Genomic DNA, 24240 nt, shown 5'->3' with positions numbered 1-24240 from the left:
AAACAAGGTACAGTAATTTTGTACCTTGCTGAACAGTTTATTGAGTTTTTAAGCGAATAGGTAAGAATTTCAAAGTTTGTTCATTTTCCAATATACATTTTTCTAAATTGAAAGATGAAGATAGCTCTATTTTTTCAAAAGCATTTATAAAGGTAGTTAATGCAATCTCGGCTTCTAAACGTGCAAGTGGTGCCCCTAAGCAAAAATGAGGACCTTTACCAAAGGTTAAATGCTTTTCATTTCCTATTCGGTGTATATTAAATTTAGAGGCTTGTGAAAACTTTTTCTCATCTAAATTTGCTGCACTTACCCATGCAACAATCATTTGATCCTTTTTCATAAAAGGTCCAAATATATTGGTGTCCTCTGTAATCCTCCTAGCTAATGTAACGGGAAAGCGATAGCGTAAAACTTCCTCAATCGCTTTTGAAATTAATGTAGGTTCTTTTCTTAACTCTTCATAAATTCCAGGGGAATCCACTAAAAAGCAATAAAAGCTATTAATAATTAAATTTGTAGTAGTTTCATTACCTGCCGCTAATAACCCTAAAGAAAAAGTTACAATTTCTTCATCGGTTAATCTTTCACCTTCATATTCAGCTCGTATTAAATCTGAAATAATATCGTCGGTTAAATGATATCTTTTATCTTGAACAATTGGAAGAAGGTATGCTTTAAATTCATTTAACGCAATTCCTTTTTCTACATCCAAATCGTTAAATTTATCTTTACTATACGGCATAAATAAAATATCAGACCATTCTTTAATTTTTTTACGGTCAGTTGTTGGTACTCCTAATAAATCGGATATGACGGTAACAGGTAAAGGTGCAGCAAACTCTTCAACGATATTAACCTCACTATATTTTCCAATATGTTGTACAAGTTCGTTTGCGATAGCCTGTATTCGGGGTTTCCATTGCTCTAAACTTCTTGGAGTAAATGCTTTAGAAACAATAGAACGTACATTGCGATGTTCTGGTGGATCAGTAGAATTTATATTTATTCTAGTTTCTAAAGGAGGGATTGCGAATTGTCTTCGCTCCCTTCTACTTGAAAACAAGCGATAATCCGATAAAACTCGATTTACATCATCGTATAAAAAAACATTCCATACATCCTGCTCCTCATCATAATGAACCGGATGATTCTCCCTCATAAATTGATACCACTCATACGGATTCCACAATTCTTCTTTTGTTTTCAGCTTTGAAATTTCATGAACTAAAATCACATTTTCAGGCGAAGCCATAGTTCTTTCCTCCCTTTTCTTTTACAATAAAAGTGTTAGGTCGGTAGTTCAAAGTTGTATAATCTAACATATGTTATTTTAACATATGTTAAAGGAGATTTTTCATTGGAGAACTTGAGAAATATATAAGGGGGATTTTTATGTACGTTGACATTTTATTACTAGCAGAATTAACGACTGGACCAAAACATGGATATGAAATAAAGAAAAATGTTCAAAATCGGTTAGGTGAGAATTTCGAATTAAATCATAATACACTTTATCCCGCTCTTCGGCGCTTCGAAAATATGGGGGCTATAACGAAAGAAATACATAAACAAGTCGGAAAGCCAAACCGAAATATGTACGACATAACTGAAACAGGTGAAGAAATTTTTTCTGAAATGTTAAGAGAGTTTCCCGAAAAAATTGCGACAAATAACGCTGAGTTCCTTGTACGTATCGCGCTATTTGAGAAACTTGATTACGAAGCTAGAAAAGAAATTTTAACAATACGCCAAGACGTACTACATAAACAGCATACTGCTATTCAATCTTTAGATGTTAGCTCATCTTTTATTACAGAAGTCATTGAATTTAGTAAATCACGTATTGAACATGAATTGCTCTGGATTACATCACTTATGAAGAAAATATGAAAAAATAAAAAGAAAAGTTAAAAACAATGAATGAAAATGAGATTTATTATCAATACTATAATTAATAAAAGGGCAACCACGATTTGGTTACCCTTCAAAAATTTATACTTCTGGATCAAAAGTTTTGCAATCTGTTTCTTCAGTTGTAGATGCATGTTTACCTTTATGACTTACTACATAAATTGCATCTGCACTACATTTATTGCCGTTAGCCCAAAATTTACAGTTGTTTACTTCACATAAAACGTCTTGTGCCATAGTATCACACCTCCTTGTTCTATTATCATTAACAAAATTCGGAGGTATGATACTCTTTGTCATGCATTTTTTATTACCTTTTTAACTTTCTTAATGGTTCAATATCTCCTTGTACAATAGCATCTATATTTTCGGTTATTTTTTCAATGTCAAAATGCCACCATTGAATTTGCAATAATTCTTCTATTATTGTATTTGTGAATCGTTCCTTTATTTTATTTGCAGGGTTTCCGCCAACAATTGTATATGGTACGACATCTCTAGTCACAACAGATTTAGCTGCAATGATTGCACCATCCCCTATTTTTATTCCTGGCATAATAGTTGTATCCATACCAATCCAAACGTCATTTCCTATAACTGTATCACCTTTGTAAGGTAAATCAGACAAACTAGGTGTATACTTCTCCCACCCATTTCCAAATATATTAAATGGATATGCCGAAAATCCATCCATCCGGTGATTCGCTCCGTTCATAATAAAGGTAACTCCATTTGCAATACAACAAAACTTTCCAATGGTAAGCCGATCTCCAATAAATTCATAATGATATAATACTCGATCTTCAAATGTTTCTCCATCTTTCGCATCATAATAAGAATAGTCACCAACAAATATATTAGATTTCGTTATTGTATTTTTTATAAAATGAACGTTTTGATTTCCTTCAATAGGGTATTTAACATTTGGATTAGGATTCATGTTGCACAGCACTTCCTTTACCATTTATTTCACTTTCTACTGCTATAACTGGCTTTAGATTATATATAGGTAAAATAAACAATAATCCAATTATAAATAATAGAGCTGTCCCTTCATACATTGTACTTAAAGAAAAGGTTTCTTTTAACGCTCCAGCAATACTCATCGTTACTACCATAGAACCAGTAAATAATGGACTTAGAATACCATTCACGCGTCCAATAAAATCCGTATCACTATTTTGAATAATAAGCGTATTAATCCCAATTTGAATACACGGTAGAGCTAACCCACTAAAAAGTTGTGCAGTAAGTGTAACCCATAAATTTGTGGAATAACCTATAATACCAATTCCGATTGCCTGACCAAGCATACCTACAATTAACATCTTTTGCGGGGCCACGTTTTTCGCGAATATCATTGCTAAAGCTCCGCCGACAATCATCCCTGCACCATTTACTGTTAATAACCATTGTAAACTTTCTTTTGATAATCCTAGTTGTTCTGTCACAATAAATATTCCAAGTGGCTGGATAAGCCCTATACCGAGTCCAGCTGCCATAAAACATAGACCGAGCAAAGTTAATGCTTTTTTCTTTTTTACATATTGAATACCATCAATCATTTCCTGCAATAGAGTTATTTCTTTTTTCTCTGCTTCGTTTTCAAGATCTTTCGGAAGAAATAACAATACAACTGCAGCAAGTAAAAATGCGATACCAGTAATTATTATTGAAATATAGATTCCAAAACTGTGAAAGATAAATGTTCCAATAATCGGTCCTAACACCATAAATATTGCAAATATCGTTTGATATAATGACATGGCTAATTGAATTTGTTCTGTCGATAAATGCTGTTTAAATAATTTCATTCCAGATGGTTGGGAAAACTGTGAAAGAATTGCCGAAATGAGCGTAACAAAAAACACGATTTTCCACGTACCAAACATAAGAGTAATTAATACTACGAACACAGATAATGAACTTAACGTTTCGCACCATATCATTGTCCTCTTCGGCTTCCACCTATCAGCAAAAGTTCCTCCAATAAAGGAAAAAATAAAAATTGGAGCAAATTCAGCAACTGAAATCATCGAAATTGCGAATGCATCTCCTTTCGTCATTTCCATAACATAAAGTAATACCGCAAAGTTCCGAACCCAAATTCCAATTTGTAAAAATAATGCTGATGCTAGAATCGCTTGCACAAATCGATTTTTTAAGACTTGTGCTACCCCATGATTTTGTTTCGTTTCTACAGTCGTCGACATAAAAAAGCCTCCTATTTCGTGTTCTGAATAGGAGGCAGCACAAATCATATGAAAAGATTATATTTTTCGCAGTGCGAAATACATCCCTTTTCTATACATGCACATACTAATCCTATTCAGAAGAATATTTCGTCTTTTAACGAAGATCTCTTACAAATAGAATTAGTTGATCATTGGGATGTTTTCACCCTTCCGTTTCGAATTTAAATAACACATACATACTTTATGTTAATCATTTATCGTGTATGCATGTCTCAATATAACTATTCTAAAAAGACAATGGTAATTCCTCTAAAGAACGCATTAAATAATTACCTTCCCAATTAATTTTTTCACGCTCACCTTTTATTTGTAACGAAGGCAAACGCTTTAACAAAGTAGAAATAGCTATCTTTGCTTCTAACCTAGCAAGTGGTGCCCCTAAACAGAAATGGCTACCATGTCCAAAGGCAATGTGACGGTTATTATCCCTTGTAATATCGAATACTTCTGGCTTTTCAAATACTGATTCATCACGGTTTGCTGAAGCTAATGCAATAATAACCATGTCTCCTTTTTGGATTGTTTGATCGTGAATTTGAAACGGCTCAGCCGCCCATCTTGCAGTTGTAACCTCAACTGGAGAATAATATCGCAATCCTTCCTCTATAGCTGAATCAATTAGTTTTGAATTTTCTTTTAATAACTGTAATTGATCAGGATTTTCGAGAAGTGCTAATACCGTATTTGTAATTAAATTCACAGTTGTCTCGTGTCCAGCTACGATAAGTAACATAATCATTGAGTATAGTTCCGGGGCACTAAGTTTATGTCCCTCACTTTCAGCAAGTATTAAAGCACTCACCAAATCCTCTTCAGGATCTTGTCGTTTTACATCAACTAAATATTGAAGATATGTAATAAATTCAGATAGTTGCTTTTCAGTATCTTTTATTTCTTCAGGTGTTACTGGGGAGGCAATGACAGCATGCGACCAAATTCTAAACTTTGCTTGATCCTCTTTTGGAATACCGAGCATTTCACTTATTACATTGATTGGTAATGGAAATGCATAATCATCTACAAGATTTAATGTACCTTTTTGCTGGGCATCATTTATTAAATCATCTGCGATTTGCTGAATTCTTCCTTCTAATTGCGTAATCATCTTCGGTGTAAAAGCTTTTTGTACTAGAGATCGTAACCGATTATGGTTAGGTGGATCGGAATTTAACATATGCGTTGTTAAATGATCACTATTGTCAACAGAAAGAAACATGTTCATTGTATCTTTAGAAAATACATTATTTGGATCTTTTTTTAAGCGATTATCTTTTAAAAGTGGCAAGGCATCTTCATATCTTGTAATGAGCCATTCTGTACCAATCTCGACTTTATTAACAAATAAAATAGGTTGCACTTTTCGCGATTCTTTATAAATCTCATAAGCATCTTCTTTAAACTGAGCAGAAGCTAAATTAATGCCATACTCTATTTTTCGGCCAACCTTATTTTTAATTGACATTACATTCCCTCACTCTCAATTGTTTTTAAAAATCAACCCAACATTTGAATTATACTTCAATAAGAACTGAAAAATTGTAAATTTTCAATTAAAATCTTACTTCGAATATTGAAAAATAAAAAAGTGAGAGAGTAAAATCATTCTACCCTCTCACTTCCCATTATGCGAAGCACATAAAATTACTAATTTGTTGATATCGATAACTTACTTTACGGCGGCGACCAGCTTGCCAAGTGTAGCCGGATACCCCACTTCTTCTTACTTCTGTCGGAAAAAACCATAAGTCTCTTCCGAATGGACCAGGACGATGTAAACGTAAATATCCCCATCTTCCTAAACAGTTACACATCCATGATTTCATATTGCCTGCTTGTGCAGGAGAAGCAAATGTGGATGGTAAAGACGGAGCTTGTGACGGTGGTGGTGACGTTGGAGCATCTTCCGCATCATCTGGTCTATAATCTTCTAGTTCAACCTCTCTAACTTCGATATCAGGTTCATATCCGTATTGTTGTGGATTATAATACATCGTTTGATCATATGGATAATTTTGTTGGTTATACATATTAACAAATCACCTTCTTTTCATTCATTACCTTTAACATTCATATGTGATATAACACCTATCGGAAGCTTATGTATAGCCCAAATTAAACTAAAAAAATAAAGCTCGTATCTTTTTTTCAAAAATACGAGCTATTTTTATAAACGGAATATATTATTATTTTTTCAACTTCACACTATAAAAACGCATTTCTTCTAATAAACCTTCAAATTCAAATACCTCTTGTTTAATTAATACTTTCAAGCGATACTCTAAGAAAGTATCCCCAACTAATTGCTCTACAAGGCCAAGCGCTTCACCAATTACTCTCGGAGCTTTAAGGAAGTCTTTATCAGCACCTACTTTTTTCGCACACTCAATAATGAATTGGTCAAAATATTCTTCTTGTACAGAATGCACTTCATTGTCTTTCCAAACTCTTAAAAATTCCATGCTATTCGATAAACTATCCCACTCGTGTTCAAGATTCACTCTGCTTTCTTTAGTTAAAAACGGTGATTCTGCAAAACTTTTTTGGAAAGTAGCTAAACTTTCGGGCGATAATTCTCCCGTTCCACGTATATCATACTCTTGGTTTAATATTTCTCTACTCACTTCAGATGTATTAATGATTCGAATATTTTTCTTACCTTTTAATTGCGCCATTACAAAACAAAGGCCTACATGTTCATGTGCGTTATCTGCCTTCCAAATGGTAATCGGTGTTTCATTAGGAATAGAATGTAGTTCTTCTAAAGTTTCCATAAATCTTGGTAAATATTCTTCTTCAAAATAACTATCATAAGAAGTTAAGTTGTTTAATAACCATTGCTGTCTTGCGAGTTGCCCTTTATTCGTATGTAATTGATTAATCGGTCCAATTGAAAAGAATTCAGAGAATGCAACAACACTCTCCTCAAATAGTTCTTCTTGACTTAACATATGTTTTAAACATCCGCCTGTTGATTCATCAAAAGTGATATGAATATGTGTACTTTCTTTTACATTTCTTTTATAAGATGTATTATTCGTCAGTTGCTTAGGTATACTCATCAAGTGTTTAATCGTATCTTCACTATAGTTCTCTTCTAATAAATCTAATTGTATAAGAATGCTTTGCAGTAAATGTTTTGCTTCATCCTCATACATTTCATCGACAACATTTTTAATTTTATCTATCATGTAAATCCCTCTATTCATTACTAAAATAACGTAGATTATAGTGTATCATATATGTTCACTTTATTATTACTAATAGGAATGTGAGAGTTAAAAAAAGACAAAGGGGAATATATAAAATAGTATCCATTCTAGCAAAATGAGTATCTTTTTTTCGTTTAAAGATACCAAAATAATAAAACTCACCAATTACCCTTATGAAAAACACAATCATACAAATCCAGGAACCCGTTTGAATAATTAAATGAGGAACTGCAAAATGAACAATATTTGCTTGTTGTAATAAAATTATTGCTGCCATACTTAATAGTAATGCAATGAATAATGTCATTCCTCCCCGAGGCGTAAACGCTTTTTCTCCAGATTTAGTTGGAATAACACTATTTGTCCCCCACTTACCTCCGAAAGCCCAATAAACATGTAAAAAGCTAACTAAGAATAATATACAAGTAGATGTATATATAATAATAAGCATTTTGTCCTCCCATTATTTTATTGAAGTCCCACCTTTAACATATGCTATGAATCCTTCATTAGCAAACTAAATTTAATTACATAAAAAACCCCTTAATGATTAATCATTAAGAGGTTACTACATTTCATTATGCATTATACCTACTTCTTCGGCGTTCCATCCTTGTTTGTCCTTGAACAGTGCCTTCATTGTTTTGATCTATTTGCTCTGTCATTTCATATTTCGCAACTTCTTCTTCGTAATTATGCTCATGGACTCTTTCTGGTGTTTTATGTTTAGATGCTTTTCCACTAAACTTAAATAATTTCATTTTAAGTTTCGGTAATCTTGGAAGACGAATCTTAAAGGATAGCCTTTTACGTTTCTTTTTTTGTTTAAATACATTAGTATTTTCTTTATCATTGTCTTTCTCTTTACGGTATAATAACATCGCAAGTAATCCACCTAATATAAGTCCTCCAACTAAAAGGAGAATATATAGGTAATGGCTTGTCATTAAACTAGTCATACGCTCAAGTATGACTAACGACTGTACTTCTTTTATATCCCATAGTAAAGCGGCCCATAATGAGAATAAGCCCAAAGTAAGACCGTATGTACGAAACCGGAATAAACACGGAATTAACGCAATGCAAGCGGCGATTTTCGCGTTCGCAATTATTGAACTTGTTGAAATATCCTGATTCCAAATGACTAACAGTAATGTTATAAATGGCGCATATGCTATCCAGCTACATATACGTGAATATAGCTTTTTCGCAAAGTAACTACCGAAACTAGTAAAAAATAAAAGTCCTCCAATAAATAAAGATTGTTCTAGAGGTATTTGCTTCATAATACCCGCAACTGGAAAGAGGCCGCTCAGTACCATTAATAGCACATCTAATTTCTTCACAATTCCCCATTCCTTTCAAATTCTTTTTTCAGTTTCACAAAATATACATTTCATATTAATTGAAAAATCTTTGTGATGTAGTTGTGATATTTCTAAAAAACATCTTAATCCCAAAAGTAAATAAAGTAAATATGAAAACGAAAATATACATGACAAATCATATCTATATTTACAATGAAAAATGACAAATCCCGCTCATTATGACTAGCAGGATTTGTATACTATTATTTATATTAATATCAATGCATCTTCTTTTTCTAAAATTATTACATCTTCATCTAATTCGTCACTGAATTCTTTAAACTCCCTTGAATCAATATCTGTAGTATAATTTTTAATTAATTTAACCATATGCATTACATGCGTATTATGAATATTTTGTTCCGAGAGCAAGGTTGATTTACAGCACATGTAATGTATCATTTTGGCGATTTCTTCTCTTTCCTCAGATTTTACACCAAACGGGATAACTTCGAGTATGTGCTGCTGTACTATCTCATTACAATTTAATTCGTATGCAGCCGTGCTATAGTAAATTCCCATTTGATCTACAAATAATCTCGTTTCATCCATAACATATTCTTGGTCTCTAATAATATAGTTCGGTACATCTGAGTTAGTATTAATTCTAATTATGTTTATATCTTCTTTAAAATTTGAGATTATTTCAGGTGAAATCCCAATATTAACGCTTTCATTTTGCAATTCCTCTATCCAATATTTCCTCATGTTTGCATCTACAATAAAATAAACTTCTTTATTTTGTTTATGTGCATCTTGTGAAATTTCAACTAATGTTTCTGACATAAATTGTTTAAAACTGACTCCTATATCATTCCTTTTTGATGGTTGTGGTAAAAACACTTTATTATTACCTATATGTAATAAAGTATGATCAATTGTGCCCCATTCTTCTTGACCATATAATTTATATAATATTTCTCTCCCATTTATTTTTGAAAAAATAGGTAAGAAATCATATTTAGACATTTTCTCAATTGATAAATTTACAATTATCCCCGGTAATTCTATCTTATTCCAACTACGCTTTAAGAACCCCTTTTGTTCTAACAAACTAAGAATGGCATTAATAATTTCTTTTTTAGATACACTTTGTCCAATAAATAAATTAATAAATGCTGAAATACGTTCCGTTCGAGCGAATCCTTCCCGAATGATTTGCTTTGGATTAATTTTTTCGCGGCCATCACAATTTTTCATTGCAATTAATGCTAATTTCATTTCATTTTGCTCACCTGCCGTAACATGTACAGCTTTTACGACATCGTCTACAAGTTTCTTTTTGTTTTTATGGCTATATTGCATTCTATATGGATTTTGTAATAATTTTTCAATGTTGTATCTTTCAATTTTTAACAACACCGGATTATCTGCATTTAATACATAGGATGAATCTTCATTTTGAGCTAAAACTATTTTGCTATCTAATAACGCTTGTTCTATCTCTATTATTATATCATCTGACCATACTTCTAACGTAATTGTGTCTAATCCCTTTGGAGCAAATAAAGGTAATAACTCATTCTCATTATTAGTTAATACTTTTTCACATTCTGGAAGTGATGTGAAATATGGGAAGCTTAGTTGGAATTCATTAAAAAGTTCCTCTTTTTCTCTTACTTTTATACCAAATTTTATTTTTGTTCCTTGAACTTTATATATATTTTCGTTATATGGAAGAAGCACTCTTACATTAGTTCCTCTAATATACTCTTTCGGACATTGGAGAATGTCCTCTAATTTAACTTCTCCACCTATCCTATACTCATCTTTTAAATTTCTAAAACGTTTAATCCATTTTATTCCTTTTTCAGCTTGTTGCACTTTTAACTTTATAAACCTTTGCTTTTTCTTATTTAATTCAAATTCAGGAGTTGAAATCAGTATTTGGCTCCGCTTTCGCCCTAAAAGTATAGGAATATCTTTATGATTATATTGTTGATAAAACCGCCTAATACCTACGGATACTTTTAATAGCGGAATATTCTCACCTCCACGAGTTACGTATTCAAACCGATATACATAAGCGAAATAATCATGTGTTTCTTTATCTTTAATTGGCTCAGACATCGCTTCAAAAACATCTTGTGATCGCAGTGGCGAAAAATATATTTCTTCCTCTTTCTTATTTTCCATACGTAAAGGCTGTTCGCAAAAGATATGAGTAATTAAAGCTGGTACCCATTTAGAAAACGTTTTTTTATCATGTAATACTGGTAAATTACTAATTAAATCATACTGCCATTCTACATGTGGTGGATCTATTAATTTATTCGGTTTCCAATCATGAATAACCTCATACCAGCTTTGGAAAATATAGTCTAACTGTTCTTGTCTCATTGGTTCTTTTGCTACAATCCAAGGTGTATCTTCCTTTAATACATATGGATCATGCTGAATGAACAATATATCAGAAAACATATCATACAATCTTTCATTTACAAGTTTTAATTTGCTCGTTAATAAAAATGTTCTATAATGTATATCTACAATCTCAAGCCATTCAATAGGAAAGTAAATATACGATACTTTCTCATTATAGAGGGGTTCTACTATATTTTTAAATGTTAATAACCGTAATTTTTCCATATTATTAATACTTCCTCTCTTAATTTATATTGATCATGAATAATACTAGAAAAGATACCAATTTTTTAAGCATAAACGAATCAAATTTTAACCAAGTATATTAAAGGCAATAGTTAAATTACATTCAATTATATAAATAATATATTATTAAAACCAAATTAATAAAAAGTTACTATTAACATATAACTACCTCCTTATGTCATCACCTGCATCACAAAATCATTATAATACATTATTTTATTTTTCATCTATGATTTACAAAAAAATCACAGAAACTAAATATAATAAAAGGTATCACCTCTTTATATAGCGATACCTTTTATATACTCTTTATTAAATAACACCTTTAACTTCTTCATTCACCGGCCATTTTTCTAATGTATATGCCATTTCCCAAAATGAATATTCATATTGACTACTAAAAATAAAATGTTGTCTCATACGATTACGGTCTGCCTCTGTTACTTTTTCAGCAATCGTATCTAATCGTGTAATTTGCTCTTCTACTAGAGTACGGAACCAATCCGAACCATATGCAGAAATCCATTCTTGATAAATTGGTTCTTCTGGTTGACATTCTTTTAATCGTTCACCAATTTCATGATATAACCAATAACAAGGTAAAATAGCCGCAATAATATCTCCTAAATGCCCTTCATAAGCTGCACGATACATATGAGATGTATATGCATATGCAGTTGGCGCAGGAATAAAATTATCTTTTTCTTCTTTCGTAATCCCTAATTTCTTTGCGAAATTCTCATGTAAAGATAACTCAGCTTCATACGTATTTTGTGCATGATGCGCCATACGGGCCGTCGTTTCTAATTCAAGAGCCTTTGCAGCACCTAACGTTTGTACTCTAGCAAAATGACTTAAATAATATGAATCTTGAAGCACATAATAACGGAAACTAGCTAAATCTAACGTTCCTTCGCCAAGCTTTTTTACAAAAGGATGATTGAAACTCGCTTCCCAAATTGAATCTACTTCTTTACGTAATGATTGTGAAAAAGTCATTTAAATCCCTCCAATAATTTATAAAATATAAGTATTTATCCCCTTTATTAAAGCTGTAAAATAAAAAAACTTTCTTTACAGGCGTAAAGAAAGTGAAATAGACAGTATTAATTTATGCATAAAATATCATGTCTGCCCCACTTCCCTACGCTGGCATTAACCAGATCAGGTACTAAGAGTCTCAAAATTACATTTGATCTCAGCCTATAAAAGGCCCCTCTAGTGGATAAATATTTAGTTGTCGTATTGTAATTATCATAGCATACTTCGTGGAACTATCAAAAGTTTTAATTGTACAATTATCTTAAAAACCTTCTTCTTTCCTTACTTTTAATGAAGTTTCAATGATCATATCTAATAGCTTACTATAGCTAATTCCCGCTGCATCTGCACTTTTCGGCAGTAAACTTGATTGTGTCATCCCTGGTAATGTATTAACCTCCATTACATATGGAATTCCGTCCTTCACCATCATATCAACCCTTGCATAAACACTACATTTTAATGCTTTATAACAAGCCATTGACGCTTTATTTACACGTTCCTTAATTTCAGTTGGAAGTTCAATAACTTCTTCAATTGTACTAACATCATCGTATTTTGCATTGTAGTCAAAAAACTCAGCTGCATGTCGAATCGAAATGATAGGTAACTGTTGGCCATCAAAAATTGAACATGTAATCTCGTCACCTTTTATATACTTCTCAATTACTACTTCAGAATCCCATTCGAATACAGTTTCCAGCATTGAGATTAATTCGTTTTTATCATTAACGATCTTTACTCCAACACTTGAGCCACCAGAGTTAGGTTTTACCACTAACGGAAATCCTATCTTATCTAACTCTTCAAGCTTTAGATCATCCATTTTTGTAAGTTCAATCCATTCTGGTGTTTCTACTCCTTCATAACGCAAAATCTTTTTCGAAATATTTTTATCCATACATATACCGCTAGATAACATATTGCTACCGCTATAAGGAATACCTAAACTCTCAAGCGTCCCTTGAACTGTACCATCTTCTCCGTATTTTCCGTGTAATGCTAGCAAAGCAAAATCAATGTCTTTCGCTTTTTCAATTAAATCCATTTTTTCATTTAACGTAATTGGAACTATTTCATACTTACTCTTATCTAAATGTGCAATCATTTCATTCCCAGTCATAATTGATACTTGTTTTTCAGAGGATACTCCTCCCATAATAACGCCAATTCTCATTTTCTCAACTCCAAGTTTCATTTTTTAATGTTTCACCAATTATTTGAATCCCGCTAACTATTTCCTTTTCTTTCAAACGCGAAAATCCTAATCGGAAAGTGTTCGCTCCTCCTCCATCAGAGTAAAAAACATCTCCAGGAGAAAACGTAACGCCTTTCTCATAACACTTTTGTAAAAGTATGCGGGCTTGAATTTTTTCTTCCAACTCTATAAACAAATGAAGTCCACCATCTCCAGTCATTCTTTTAAACGGAATGTACTGATTACACGCCCCAACAGCTAACTCATATTTTTTCTTATAAACAGATCTTGCTTTTTTTAAATATTTTTCAAAATATCCTTCATGTAAATATTGAAACAGAACAGCTTGATCTAACGTAGAAGTGTGAATCGTTCTTGCTCTTTTAACACTTTCTAAATAATGTATCAGTTCTTTATCTGCAATGATCCAACCTACACGTAAACCGGGGAAAAGTACCTTTGAAAAACTACTAATATAAATCACATTATTACCGGCCCCAGAAAAAGTTAATAAGGGGGCTAAATGTGAACCTGAATAACGTAATTCTTCATTAAAACCATCTTCTATAATAGGAATCTTATATTTTGAAAATAATCCCATCAATTCCGTTCTTTTCTCCGAACTCGTAACAATACCAGTTGGATTATGATAAGAAGGGATTAAATACGCGAAATCAAAATCCTTTTCACGCAAACTTTTTTCTACTTCAATCGTATCAATACCATCATCATTCATATTAATTCCATGAACTTCAAGTCCATGTAAACGAAAAAGCTTCAATGCAGCATGATGAGTTGGGTTCTCACAAATAACACGTCCTGATTTCTTCGATAAAGAAGATAATACAATATCTAATCCTTCTGTAAATCCATTTGTAATTAGAATATCTTTGTTCGAAATATCTACACCTTTCATTTCCATGTAATGAAGTAAATAATTCATTAACGGTTTATAACCTTTTGCATATCCGTAGTTCAATACGATATCCCCTTCAATGGACATGCGAGTAAGAAAAGCTCTTTTGAAATTTTCAACATCAAATAGCTTTTCATCCGGGGCTATACTATTAAAAACAATCATTCCTTTTTCCCAGCGAACACCATGTTTCATTAAATCTAATTCATCCGCTAATGCGGTAACTGTATTGAGTTTATTTTTCCAATCTATTTCAACAGACGAAGTGTTAGAAATATCCACCTTCGCAACAAAATTCCCTTTTCCTTTAACTGCATAAATTAATCCTTCTTGTTCTAAATCCGCATATGCAGAGAGCACTGTATTTCTACTCACAGATAGTAATTCACTCAGTTCCCTTGTTGATGGGATTTTTTGGTTCCCTAACAAATGCCCTTTCATAATCATCTTTTTCAAATAATCCTTTAATTGAATATAAACGGGACGATCTTTTACAACTTTAAAATCTTTAAACAATGCCTTACCCCCTGCAATTATTTTTGCATATTTATTTCATTCTCAAAAGGTCCACTACATATGTGTTTTTTATGAATAGCGGTACGGTTATAAAGCCTATAAATCCTTTCGATATAAATTGATTACATCTTTTAAAGCAGCGGCCGCTGCCCCTTGTGGATTAGAAGCTCCACCAATTGTAGTAACTTGCCCCATTGTATCTGTAAAGAACGTGATTCCTTTTTCCGTGCCATTTATATTTGCTAACGGGTGCGCTCTCTCTATATCACATGGTTGTACTTTTAAGTTTATCTTTCTATCATCATCTTTATATGCTAATGCAATTAATTTAATAGATTTATTTTGTTCCTTTGCATTTTGAATTTGTTGCGTTGTAACATGCTCTATTCCGTTTATTTGTATATCTTTAAGTGAATAATCTGTTCCCATTAAACTATTCGTCAAAAGTAATAATTTACAAGCGCTATCCATCCCGCTTATATCTAATAACGGGTTAGTCTCCGCAATTCCTTTATTTTGCGCTTCTTGCAATGCTTCTTCAAACGTCTTATCTTCTTCATACATCTTTGTAAGAATATAATTTGTTGTCCCGTTCAATATTCCTTCTATTTTTTCAATATGACAACCTGCTAAACTTAGTTGTCCAATGTCTAATGTTGGTAACGCAGCCGCAGTTGCGCCGCTATACCGAATACGTGAGCCTGAAATACGTGCTGCCTCATTTAGTTCACTCCAAGCTGTAACAAGTGCACCTTTTGAAATAGCTACTATATCCATTTGATTTTCAATAGCTTGTTTCATATACTGTTTCCCTGGATTTCCATTTTTAAGATTTGTAGCAGTTGATTCAATCAATACAGTACCATTTATATTAATCGTTCCGTGGTCCTCTGGATAATGTTCGATATATTTTTCAATTGCCGCAGAACCATCACCATACGTCAATAAATCATTAATCTGCAAACCTTTCCCGTTATGTATTGCAATATTTCTTCCTATCACTCCACTAACAACTAACTCAATTCCATATGTTTCATTTATATATAAATATTTTTCGTTTAATAATTTAATAAATTCTTTACCAACTGTCCCATACCCTGATAATACCACTTGAATTTTCATAATATCCCCCCATATTTTTCTACCAAATCCCTCTTTCAATATAATATAAAGCGCCCTCGAATTCCATCGAGAGCGCTTTATTATTATCTATTTCGGTAACCGTGATAATTTTTCTGCAATTGTTCTATAAAACTCTTGAATGTTAGAAAAACCTAACGTGTCTGAAACACTAAGCCCTACCATATCAAGATGATCCCAATTTGCTTTCGTTTCGATATGATTCCATTTTCCAACCTGTAATGACTCATTATTATTTACAGCAGCATTAGAAGATGGTGCAATCATAGAATTTGTATTTACTACACCGTCATTTTGCCACCAAGAAGTATCTATTAATGGTCGATTTTCTTCATATCTTGCATAAGAACCTAAGAAGAATGCATTCCCCATTAGCACTTTATTCATCGTTATATGAGGTAGATGTAAGCCTGTTATAGGTGCCACTTGCGATGCATGTCCACTATACGATAAGTAATACACATCTGATTGCGTCTTTACCCAATTATTTAACTCCTTTGCTCCATCAGTACTTAGATCCCATTGACTTATATCTTTTGTATTTTCCCAAATTGAACTATTTAAAATACGATCAGTATATTGGAAAAAGGACTCTCCAGCATTCTTTTTTATATCCCATTGATCCAATTTAAAATCATATAATGATAAATTATTGTTTCCACCTAAACTTGCAGCTGTAATGAGTAAATCTTTAACGAACGGCAACAGGAGACTTCCGTCTGCAAGTGTTGTACCATTGTGAGGAGTTGCTAAAGTTGTAACACTATGAACATATGATTTACCACCCTCAAATAGCAGCGATATATTTATGTTCGGATGATTTTTCACATAATTCTTTTCTTCAAAACTTCCTTCTTTTAATAGCTGCACTAATGTTCTTGTCGTTTGTCCACCCATGCTATGTCCGACTAAATGGATTTTATTGGTTTCACTCCAATTCGGTGCAAAACCACTATAAGTTCTGCCAAAGCGATTATGTCCATATATCTCAGCATGCGCCGCACCGTAATCTACTGTTCCACCGTTAATTTGCGCATATAATTCACATGCCCGATCCCAGTTACTAGAAACAGGCCCAACAGCAGCAGTATATACTGTATAATTATTTCTTTTTAAATCTTCCTGTATATCATGAACACCACCCCAATATTTAACCCCTAGCATTTCCTCTCTACCCCATCCGGCAAATCCATTCACTAAAATGATAGGATAATTATTTTGTTGTCTCTCTTCTGCATAAGTTGTTTTCGCAGCGACTGAACAGACAGTCACTAACGCAAAAAAACATATTTTTAAATATAAATTCCCCATACTCCCCCCCCTAATAAAACGTTTACATTTTTCTATGAAAAAGATTTACACAATTAGTTTTTAACTTAAACATAATGTAAAATATTTTATATACATTGTATATATAGAAAACATACACAAATGTTGATAAATATTAATTCAATTTAGTATTTACTTTTTACAATACAACTTGTAAATCTTATTATTTGAATTTATAATTAAATATACTTTCCTCATGTTAACTGGATTTAGAAATCATAAGAATACTAATTTCATTGCTTGAAAAGGAGGGAAAAAGCATGCAAATCGGATTAAACATTCATACATTATCTCAATCTACTAAAATAACTCCTTCTAGTCTTGAGCATAATACTATCTCTTCTACTAAACTTGAAGATAAGAAATCAAATGATCCAATCAAATTTGATATTCGTTCATCTGAAAAAGAAATGAAACAACCTGAGCATAAATTTAACGAATTAGATTTATGGAAGATGTTGAAAGATAAAGGTGTTCCTTTATGGATCTACTTGAAATGCTACAAAAATCCCGTAAAGAAAAGGAAGCTCAAAATAGTTCGGTTCAAAGTTCAAATGTGATTGAAAAAACGAGCGAAACTCGATTAAATGAAGTAATGTAATCTAAATGGCCTATAACTACAAAGAGTTCAAGATTGATAAAGTTTTTATCAACCTTGAACTCTTTTTTAAGATTTTTCTCCAATCGTTACAAATTGAACTGATACTTTTCCTTCGATACCTTTAATTAGCTTTTTTACTTTTACATTCTCATTAATCATTGTATTATCTGTCGACATTTTAGGTTTTTCGTCACCTAGAGATTTCTTTAATTGAAGAAGATGCATTTTCGTTTCATTTGCTTTTATTTCCTTATATTCACTATTTTTTGCTACAATCACATACCATTGCGTTGGATATTTACGAGTGTTTCCTATCCAAGCGTCACTATCATATGTAACAGGAATCTCTATTCCTTCTAATTTAATACTTTTCATATTCTTTTCGTCTTCATGTGTAAATAATAGTGAGCCTTCTTTTGGGAATTTCGGCAACGTATCTATTGGTTTAAAATTGGATCCATTATCTCGTTTACGAAAAAGCTTTGCTTTAATCATCGCTTGTGCTGTAGATTCATTTAAAATTAATACCTGGCCATTTCCAAAATCACCTTTTTTCACAGAAAACACTCCATTTTCAGTTGTAATTTCCTGATAACGATTAATAATTGGAGAAATATTATTTTCATCTCCAATTATTAATACACCGTTTGCTGGAAATGAGTTTTCATTTTTAGAGCATGCACTGAAGCTTATTAAAAGTAGTATAGTTAACATTGAAATAGTTAAAGTTCTTTTCATCACGGTTCCTTTCATCATTCACTTCATTTTTTCACATACTTTCGTGTAATCTTACAAGCTAATATACTCTATTGCTCCATAATCTTATAAAGCTTTTGTAGGTAACGCCAACGAGTTATAAAGAAATATAAAACTTGTATACATATAAATGAAATTAAAATAAAGATAGAGCTATTTAAAATAGAAAAATTGACTAATTGTTGTAATGCCGTATAAGCAACTACAGTGTGAATCACTGCAACGATAATCGGTAAGAAGAACATTAATAATAACTGTCTCGTTACAACTTTTTTTAACTCTCGTTTACTTAATCCCATTTTCGAAATCATTTTATATTGCTGTTGATCCCGGTCCAAATCAGTATATAATCGGAAATAGATAAAACTAGCAGCGAATGTAAAGAAGACGATTCCGACTAAAACACTTGCCATAAGTAGTAAGCCATTCGTTTGCTTTGCACTAAACAACTCTATTGTTAGAGCTCGAAATACGAAATTTTCTTCTCTAGTATTTTTATCGAATATACTAATTAATTGGTTTGAAATCTCTTTTGTTTTCATCCAATCACCTACAACAAATCCGTAAGTACGATATGGAGTACCTATACCATCTCGTTCACTAATATTAGGGATTCCATCATACACCTGATCTTGAACAGCAATATAAATACTTCTAGAATCATGTGGTAAAACTAAATTTTCTACAGCTTTTTTCACACGAAATGTCTTTGTCCAATCTCCTTGGATGACTTCAATATGCTTTTTATAATCACCATTTTTAAATTCTTGTTTTTGTGATACCATTCCAGGGATTAGTAAAATTTCATCTTCTTTTTCAATCGTTTCTTGTTGATATCCGAGTACTCTTGCAAGCTCGTTATATTCGCTTAACTTCATTACATTTACGTTACTTTCTGTATAAATATTTGAAGATGAAGCCATTCGATACGGAATATTAGCATCAGCAAGATGTTTTTTTATAATAGAGAGATGTTTATCTACCTCTTTGTCATTTTCAGAGCTTTCATACAGAAATGTATACGGATTGGTCATTCTTACCAATTCTTGATTTCCAAGAGCGGCTGTTGTACCAATTGCTGTAAATGCAACTGCTGAAATAATAGATACTATAAAAAACATCGTTGCATTATCTTTCATACGATAAATCAATTCTGAAAATGTTAGTATATTTGTTCTCTTTAAAAAGAAAGATTCACTTCTTTTCGCAAGATACAATATATAAACGCTACATTGCGTATATAAAAAGTACGTCCCTATAATTACTAAAAGCACACCGGTTCCAAGTAAGATAAAACTATGACTTGAAATAAAACGAAATACTGAAAAATACCCAAACCCTATACTAATTAAAGAAAGTAGCGATAATAAAATGGTAGCTTTCGGTTCTGGCTTTGGCTTTTCCTCTGCTTGTATAAGTTCCACCAGTTCTGTTACTTTTATCATTTTAAATGTAAATAGCGAAACAATAAAAAATAAGAAAAAAAATGTGATGACTGTTAATAATACAGCCTGCACTGGTATATAAAAAGGTAAGCCATTACTAATCGTTAAAACACTTGCACTTATCAACAAAACTAGTTTAGAAAATATGAGACCTATGAGAATGCCTATACAAATTGAACCAAATCCAATTAACATATTTTCAATCAATAATAATTTTTTAAGCTGTCTCATTGACATGCCTTGCATCATTAATATGCCAAATTCTTTCTTACGCGTTTTTAAGAATGAACTTACTGAATATAGAATGAAGAAAAATGAAAATATAAAAATCAAACCTTGCGAAATTGTAAATCCCATTGTACCCAATGCACTTATTGTTGCACTTGTCGATTTTAACTCGCCTTGTAAATCAGGATGAAATAATAAAAGAGCATACGTAAAGAAAATCATAATAGAAAATGCACTACTTAAAAAGTGAGCAGCATAAGTACGCTTATTACGAAAAATATTATTAAATGCGAACTGACGAAAAGTCATGCCTTTTCCCCCCTAACAAAGAAAGAACATCCATAATCTTTTGATAAAAGGCTTGCCTGCTTTCACCACAATAAATTTCGTTATATAGTTGACCATCTTTAATAAATATGACTCTGCTGCAAAAACTCGCAGCATACGGATCGTGTGTAACTAACATCATCGTTGCTTTTTCTTCTTTATTTAGAGTATCTAGCATCTCCATTACATCATTTGATGATTTAGAGTCTAAGTTCCCTGTCGGTTCATCTGCAAGTAATAATTGCGGCTTATGAACGATTGCACGAGCGATTGCCGTTCTTTGAGCTTGCCCCCCTGATATTTCAAACGTTCTTTTACTCAATATATCTGTAATATTTAATTTGTCTGCAACTTCTTCCACTCGTTTGTTCATTTCTTGTACAGAAACACCATCTAATGTCATTGGCAATACAATGTTTTCTTTTACTGTAAGTGTGCTGAGAAGATTGAATGATTGAAAAACAAATCCTAATTTTTTTCTACGGAATAAAGCTAATTCTTCCGATGTCAACTGGAAAGGATTTGTACCATTTATTAATATTTCTCCCGATGTTGGAGAGTCGATAGTAGATACCATATTTAATAACGTTGTTTTCCCGCTCCCTGATGGCCCCATAATCCCTATAAATTCACCTTCTTGAATTGATAAATCAATATCTACCAATGCTTTAAAAGGTACTTTCCCTTTATATACTTTACTAATACTTTTTGCATGTAAAATTTCCATTTATATTCCCCCTTCATTTGTACTGCTCACTATAAAGTGTAAAGGAATTGTCTTACAGCTCATATTGATTCATCTTTCATTTATCTTACACGCTTGTAAGATTTCTAAAAAAACTGATAATAAAAATGTTTTTAAACTAAAATTAACGTATAACTATCTTATAATAATTGTATAGTGGCATGAAATACAATGCTACTTATCTCTAACGCCGGGACAACTTATATTCTTTATTAACAACATGCAATATATTATAAAAAATAACTATACAACTTCAAAATGATGAATAACAACTTATAATTCACAAGTAAAATCAAAAAGTAAATAGTACGTAAAAAAGCTCAGAGTTTTAGCTCTAAGCTTTTTTGTAATCATTTCATTATAGCTCCTTTTAAAGAGCTATATTTTTTATCCATTCTGATTTACTCAATAGATAATGATTATATAGTTGGTTTTCTATCGTTTGTTGACTCAGATAAGTAAACCCACAATTTTTAATTACTTTATTTGATGGTATGTTGTTGATTAAAGCAATTGCATTTAGGACATCTAAAGTTGTATTTTTGAACAAATAGTCAATCAACCCTTTAGTCGCTTTCTTAGCGTAACCATTATTTTGATACTCACTGGAAATAGCATACATAATTTCTCTATTTGGTGAAGGGAGTTCTTCTTTAATACCCGTACAGCACCATCCAATAAATTCATTTGCGGCTTTCTTAAATATTCCTAGCTTTAATATATAATCATCTATGTTAGACGTATTTGTCACTGCATCAAGAAATGCTTTGTTTGCTGGTATTTCATAATTTGCAACCCAATCAACCCTTTGTTCTTTCGTTGATTTCCAGTCTGGCAAAAACTTTTCTATTTCCGGTTGCTTTGCTATTTTATAAATACTCTCTGCATCTTTGATGGTAAACTCTTGTAGGTATATATCTCCACAATCTATTCTAAATAACTTAGTCGAACTCTCTTCTCCCATGTTAATCCCCCCTTACTTACGTTAAAGCGCCTTAATCTGCTTCGTAAGTTCTATAAATCGTTCGTCAAGTTCTTTATATCCTTTATCCTTAGAAGTTAAAAAGCTTAATTTACCTAATACTTCTTGTCTCTCTGTTTCTAACGTTAAACGTAGCTCTTCAATATCATCTCTTGTTTTAGTAGGTTCTTCTAACTGCTTTTGTATCGTATTATTTGAAAACACGAGTTTCGTGTTAGTTGTTTTCCCTAGAAAATATCGATCGTGAGAAACTATAACTAATGTTCCATTATACTCAGCCAATGTATTTTCAAGCTGTTCCCTTGAAGGTAAGTCTAGATGATTTGTCGGCTCATCTAAAATAAGTACATCTTTTTCCTCTAAAATATACGTCATTAGCTTACACTTCACTCGTTCTCCCATGCTCATTTGCTCAATCGGCTCTTTCCATTGAGAAGCTTGGAACCCTAAATGTTTCATTAAATTTTGGACTTTTCCTCTTTCTTCAAATGTCTCTTTATAAAATAAATCTTCTGGTGTTTTATCAAGTGGTAAATCAAATACTTCTTGTGTTAAATAACCGATGTTTGCTGATGGTGAAATCCATACTTCTCCTTCAGCAGTTTCCGTTCCCATAATCATCTTCAGTAATGTTGTTTTCCCGCTACCGTTTGGTCCAACAATCGCTACCTTCTCACCGTGTTGGATTGTAAAATTAACGTTTTCAAATAATGTCTTTCCATGAAAGTCTTTTTTTAATTTCTTTACTTCTAAGAAGCGTTTTCCTACTTTTTTATTCGCTTGAATAGAGAACTCAACTGAATACTCTTCTTTAACACGTTCAACTTTCGATTTTTCAAGCTCTTTTTCGAGACGTTTTCGTTTTGACTTAACTTGTGCATCTGTTCGCTTCGCTTTTACTCGATAAAACTCTTTAAAACCTTCTTGTTTTGTAGACTGTGCATGTGCCTTTTGTGACCATGAACTTAATTCGTTTATTTGTGATTCTACTTGTTCTATCTTTTTTTGCTGTTTTTCATATTCACGCTGCTGCGTCATTCTTTTTTGCTCACGTACTTTCATATAACTCGTATAATTACCGCTATGGTCAATTAATTTCTTATCCTCAATTGACCATATTTTTGTTGCGACAACATCTAAAAAATATCGATCATGCGATACGACGATAGTTGTACCTCTCATATTTTTGATTTGTTTAATAAGAAATTCCGTACTCGTCTCATCTAAATGGTTTGTCGGTTCGTCTAATATTAATAAATTAGGATTTTCGGCAAATCCTTTTGCTAGTCGAACTTTCAGCTTTTCACCACCACTTAAAGTAAGAAAATCGTTCGTTGGCACGCCCCATTTCGCAAGAAGTTCGGCTTCTTTTGCAATCACATCATTACTAATAAAGGATTCTGTTTCTTGTTCAACATATGCCGTTGTCACATTCATTTGCTGCCATTCAACAGTACCTTTTGATGGCTCAATCTTCCCATTAATTAATTGAAGTAACGTTGATTTACCAGCACCATTTTTACCAATTAATCCGATAACATCCCCTTGTTTTACTGTAACATTCATTTTCTCTAATAAAGTATTTTCCATTATTTCAACATAAACATCATTTAATTTTAAAAGTTCTTTCATATTACCGATCCCTTTCATTAAGGGAGAACAAA

The 24240-nt window shown here is 32.2% G+C and carries 21 protein-coding genes, 1 pseudogene and 1 riboswitch; of the genes and pseudogenes, 2 read left to right on the top strand and 20 right to left on the bottom strand.

Translation table 11 applies throughout. The features are described 5' to 3' along the window. Nucleotides 1-37: 37 nt before the first annotated feature. A complete protein-coding gene (locus MKX77_RS10970; RefSeq protein ID WP_215556513.1) occupies nt 38-1252 on the bottom strand; it encodes a cytochrome P450 in 1215 nt (404 codons plus the stop codon). A 140-nt stretch (nt 1253-1392) separates the two neighbouring features. Here MKX77_RS10970 and MKX77_RS10965 point away from each other — a divergent pair, with 140 nt between their 5' ends. Continuing rightward, complete coding sequence (locus MKX77_RS10965) at nt 1393-1890, top strand: PadR family transcriptional regulator (protein WP_215556514.1); 498 nt, start codon at nt 1393-1395, stop codon at nt 1888-1890. 102 nt (nt 1891-1992) lie between these two features. On the opposite strand, the gene MKX77_RS10960 is transcribed toward MKX77_RS10965, so the two are convergent. The 14 genes from MKX77_RS10960 to MKX77_RS10895 all read right to left on the bottom strand — a co-directional run bounded on the left by MKX77_RS10960 (nt 1993) and on the right by MKX77_RS10895 (nt 17474). Beyond that, nucleotides 1993-2148 (bottom strand): DUF1540 domain-containing protein, encoded by a 156-nt coding sequence (locus MKX77_RS10960; protein ID WP_000046089.1) that lies wholly within the window; start codon nt 2146-2148, stop codon nt 1993-1995. Nucleotides 2149-2221: 73 nt separating this feature from the next. Next, entirely contained in the window at nt 2222-2851 is a 630-nt protein-coding gene (locus tag MKX77_RS10955) for a Vat family streptogramin A O-acetyltransferase (protein WP_002127653.1), read from the bottom strand. After that, nucleotides 2841-4124, bottom strand: a complete 1284-nt coding sequence (locus MKX77_RS10950; RefSeq protein ID WP_341306628.1) for an MFS transporter — start codon at nt 4122-4124, stop codon at nt 2841-2843. Before MKX77_RS10950 ends, MKX77_RS10955 begins: the two co-directional genes overlap by 11 nt. A 268-nt stretch (nt 4125-4392) precedes the next feature. Next, nucleotides 4393-5628, bottom strand: a complete 1236-nt coding sequence (locus tag MKX77_RS10945) for a cytochrome P450 family protein (protein ID WP_341306627.1) — start codon at nt 5626-5628, stop codon at nt 4393-4395. A 160-nt stretch (nt 5629-5788) separates the two neighbouring features. Beyond that, complete coding sequence (locus MKX77_RS10940) at nt 5789-6193, bottom strand: hypothetical protein (protein WP_002110206.1); 405 nt, start codon at nt 6191-6193, stop codon at nt 5789-5791. A 156-nt stretch (nt 6194-6349) separates the two neighbouring features. After that, nucleotides 6350-7354, bottom strand: a complete 1005-nt coding sequence (locus MKX77_RS10935; protein WP_341306626.1) for a DUF1835 domain-containing protein — start codon at nt 7352-7354, stop codon at nt 6350-6352. A 55-nt stretch (nt 7355-7409) separates the two neighbouring features. Next, nucleotides 7410-7826: a DUF3995 domain-containing protein gene (locus tag MKX77_RS10930; protein ID WP_215556601.1), complete on the bottom strand. Its 417-nt coding sequence runs from the start codon at nt 7824-7826 to the stop codon at nt 7410-7412. A 127-nt stretch (nt 7827-7953) separates the two neighbouring features. Continuing rightward, on the bottom strand, nt 7954-8721 hold the full coding sequence (locus tag MKX77_RS10925; protein ID WP_341306625.1) for a DUF3959 family protein: 768 nt from the start codon (nt 8719-8721) through the stop codon (nt 7954-7956). Between the two features lie 228 nt (nt 8722-8949). Further along, nucleotides 8950-11331, bottom strand: coding sequence for a pPIWI_RE module domain-containing protein (locus tag MKX77_RS10920; protein ID WP_341306624.1), 2382 nt, complete (start codon nt 11329-11331; stop codon nt 8950-8952). Nucleotides 11332-11664: 333 nt separating this feature from the next. Further along, on the bottom strand, nt 11665-12351 hold the full coding sequence (gene tenA, locus MKX77_RS10915) for a thiaminase II (RefSeq protein WP_341306623.1): 687 nt from the start codon (nt 12349-12351) through the stop codon (nt 11665-11667). 125 nt (nt 12352-12476) lie between these two features. Beyond that, nucleotides 12477-12582: riboswitch (TPP riboswitch) on the bottom strand. A 73-nt stretch (nt 12583-12655) separates the two neighbouring features. Beyond that, complete coding sequence (locus MKX77_RS10910) at nt 12656-13570, bottom strand: D-alanine--D-alanine ligase (RefSeq protein ID WP_215556522.1); 915 nt, start codon at nt 13568-13570, stop codon at nt 12656-12658. 4 nt (nt 13571-13574) lie between these two features. After that, a complete protein-coding gene (gene pdxR, locus MKX77_RS10905) occupies nt 13575-15023 on the bottom strand; it encodes a MocR-like pyridoxine biosynthesis transcription factor PdxR (RefSeq protein WP_215556523.1) in 1449 nt (482 codons plus the stop codon). 96 nt (nt 15024-15119) lie between these two features. Next, nucleotides 15120-16145 (bottom strand): homoserine dehydrogenase, encoded by a 1026-nt coding sequence (locus tag MKX77_RS10900; RefSeq protein WP_341306622.1) that lies wholly within the window; start codon nt 16143-16145, stop codon nt 15120-15122. A gap of 87 nt (nt 16146-16232) precedes the next feature. Next, nucleotides 16233-17474: an esterase/lipase family protein gene (locus tag MKX77_RS10895; protein ID WP_341306621.1), complete on the bottom strand. Its 1242-nt coding sequence runs from the start codon at nt 17472-17474 to the stop codon at nt 16233-16235. Between the two features lie 278 nt (nt 17475-17752). Between MKX77_RS10895 and MKX77_RS10890 the strand changes: the two are divergent. After that, nucleotides 17753-18093: pseudogene (locus MKX77_RS10890) on the top strand (DUF3914 domain-containing protein). 66 nt (nt 18094-18159) lie between these two features. Here the strand turns inward: MKX77_RS10890 and MKX77_RS10885 are convergent. The 5 genes from MKX77_RS10885 to abc-f form a co-directional block, all read right to left on the bottom strand. Then, nucleotides 18160-18831: a lipoprotein BA_5634 family protein gene (locus MKX77_RS10885; protein WP_341306620.1), complete on the bottom strand. Its 672-nt coding sequence runs from the start codon at nt 18829-18831 to the stop codon at nt 18160-18162. 68 nt (nt 18832-18899) lie between these two features. Next, nucleotides 18900-20831, bottom strand: a complete 1932-nt coding sequence (locus MKX77_RS10880) for an ABC transporter permease (RefSeq protein ID WP_341306619.1) — start codon at nt 20829-20831, stop codon at nt 18900-18902. Continuing rightward, nucleotides 20806-21576, bottom strand: coding sequence for an ABC transporter ATP-binding protein (locus tag MKX77_RS10875; protein WP_341306618.1), 771 nt, complete (start codon nt 21574-21576; stop codon nt 20806-20808). Before MKX77_RS10875 ends, MKX77_RS10880 begins: the two co-directional genes overlap by 26 nt. A gap of 388 nt (nt 21577-21964) precedes the next feature. After that, nucleotides 21965-22558 carry a GNAT family N-acetyltransferase gene (locus tag MKX77_RS10870; RefSeq protein WP_341306617.1) on the bottom strand — a complete coding sequence of 198 codons (594 nt, stop codon included), beginning with the start codon at nt 22556-22558 and terminating at the stop codon, nt 21965-21967. 21 nt (nt 22559-22579) lie between these two features. Then, a complete protein-coding gene (gene abc-f / locus MKX77_RS10865) occupies nt 22580-24208 on the bottom strand; it encodes a ribosomal protection-like ABC-F family protein (protein WP_341306616.1) in 1629 nt (542 codons plus the stop codon). Nucleotides 24209-24240 lie beyond the last annotated feature (32 nt).

This window comes from Bacillus sp. FSL R9-9410 (assembly GCF_038050385.1).
Lineage (GTDB): Bacteria > Bacillota > Bacilli > Bacillales > Bacillaceae_G > Bacillus_A > Bacillus_A cereus_U.
The sequence above is the reverse complement of the archived record's forward strand: the minus strand, read 5'-3'. Positions and strand labels throughout refer to the sequence as shown.

Excerpts from the sequence above, each read along its gene's own strand:
- MKX77_RS10970 (WP_215556513.1), bottom strand. The coding sequence starts at position 1,252 with ATGGCTTCGCCTGAAAATGTGATTTTAGTTCATGAAATTTCAAAGCTG.
- MKX77_RS10965 (WP_215556514.1), top strand. The coding sequence starts at position 1,393 with ATGTACGTTGACATTTTATTACTAGCAGAATTAACGACTGGACCAAAA.
- MKX77_RS10960 (WP_000046089.1), bottom strand. The coding sequence starts at position 2,148 with ATGGCACAAGACGTTTTATGTGAAGTAAACAACTGTAAATTTTGGGCT.
- MKX77_RS10955 (WP_002127653.1), bottom strand. The coding sequence starts at position 2,851 with ATGAATCCTAATCCAAATGTTAAATACCCTATTGAAGGAAATCAAAAC.
- MKX77_RS10950 (WP_341306628.1), bottom strand. The coding sequence starts at position 4,124 with ATGTCGACGACTGTAGAAACGAAACAAAATCATGGGGTAGCACAAGTC.
- MKX77_RS10945 (WP_341306627.1), bottom strand. The coding sequence starts at position 5,628 with ATGTCAATTAAAAATAAGGTTGGCCGAAAAATAGAGTATGGCATTAAT.
- MKX77_RS10940 (WP_002110206.1), bottom strand. The coding sequence starts at position 6,193 with ATGTATAACCAACAAAATTATCCATATGATCAAACGATGTATTATAAT.
- MKX77_RS10935 (WP_341306626.1), bottom strand. The coding sequence starts at position 7,354 with ATGATAGATAAAATTAAAAATGTTGTCGATGAAATGTATGAGGATGAA.
- MKX77_RS10930 (WP_215556601.1), bottom strand. The coding sequence starts at position 7,826 with ATGCTTATTATTATATATACATCTACTTGTATATTATTCTTAGTTAGC.
- MKX77_RS10920 (WP_341306624.1), bottom strand. The coding sequence starts at position 11,331 with ATGGAAAAATTACGGTTATTAACATTTAAAAATATAGTAGAACCCCTC.
- tenA (WP_341306623.1), bottom strand. The coding sequence starts at position 12,351 with ATGACTTTTTCACAATCATTACGTAAAGAAGTAGATTCAATTTGGGAA.
- MKX77_RS10910 (WP_215556522.1), bottom strand. The coding sequence starts at position 13,570 with ATGAGAATTGGCGTTATTATGGGAGGAGTATCCTCTGAAAAACAAGTA.
- MKX77_RS10900 (WP_341306622.1), bottom strand. The coding sequence starts at position 16,145 with ATGAAAATTCAAGTGGTATTATCAGGGTATGGGACAGTTGGTAAAGAA.
- MKX77_RS10895 (WP_341306621.1), bottom strand. The coding sequence starts at position 17,474 with ATGGGGAATTTATATTTAAAAATATGTTTTTTTGCGTTAGTGACTGTC.
- MKX77_RS10885 (WP_341306620.1), bottom strand. The coding sequence starts at position 18,831 with ATGAAAAGAACTTTAACTATTTCAATGTTAACTATACTACTTTTAATA.
- MKX77_RS10880 (WP_341306619.1), bottom strand. The coding sequence starts at position 20,831 with ATGACTTTTCGTCAGTTCGCATTTAATAATATTTTTCGTAATAAGCGT.
- MKX77_RS10875 (WP_341306618.1), bottom strand. The coding sequence starts at position 21,576 with ATGGAAATTTTACATGCAAAAAGTATTAGTAAAGTATATAAAGGGAAA.
- MKX77_RS10870 (WP_341306617.1), bottom strand. The coding sequence starts at position 22,558 with ATGGGAGAAGAGAGTTCGACTAAGTTATTTAGAATAGATTGTGGAGAT.
- abc-f (WP_341306616.1), bottom strand. The coding sequence starts at position 24,208 with ATGAAAGAACTTTTAAAATTAAATGATGTTTATGTTGAAATAATGGAA.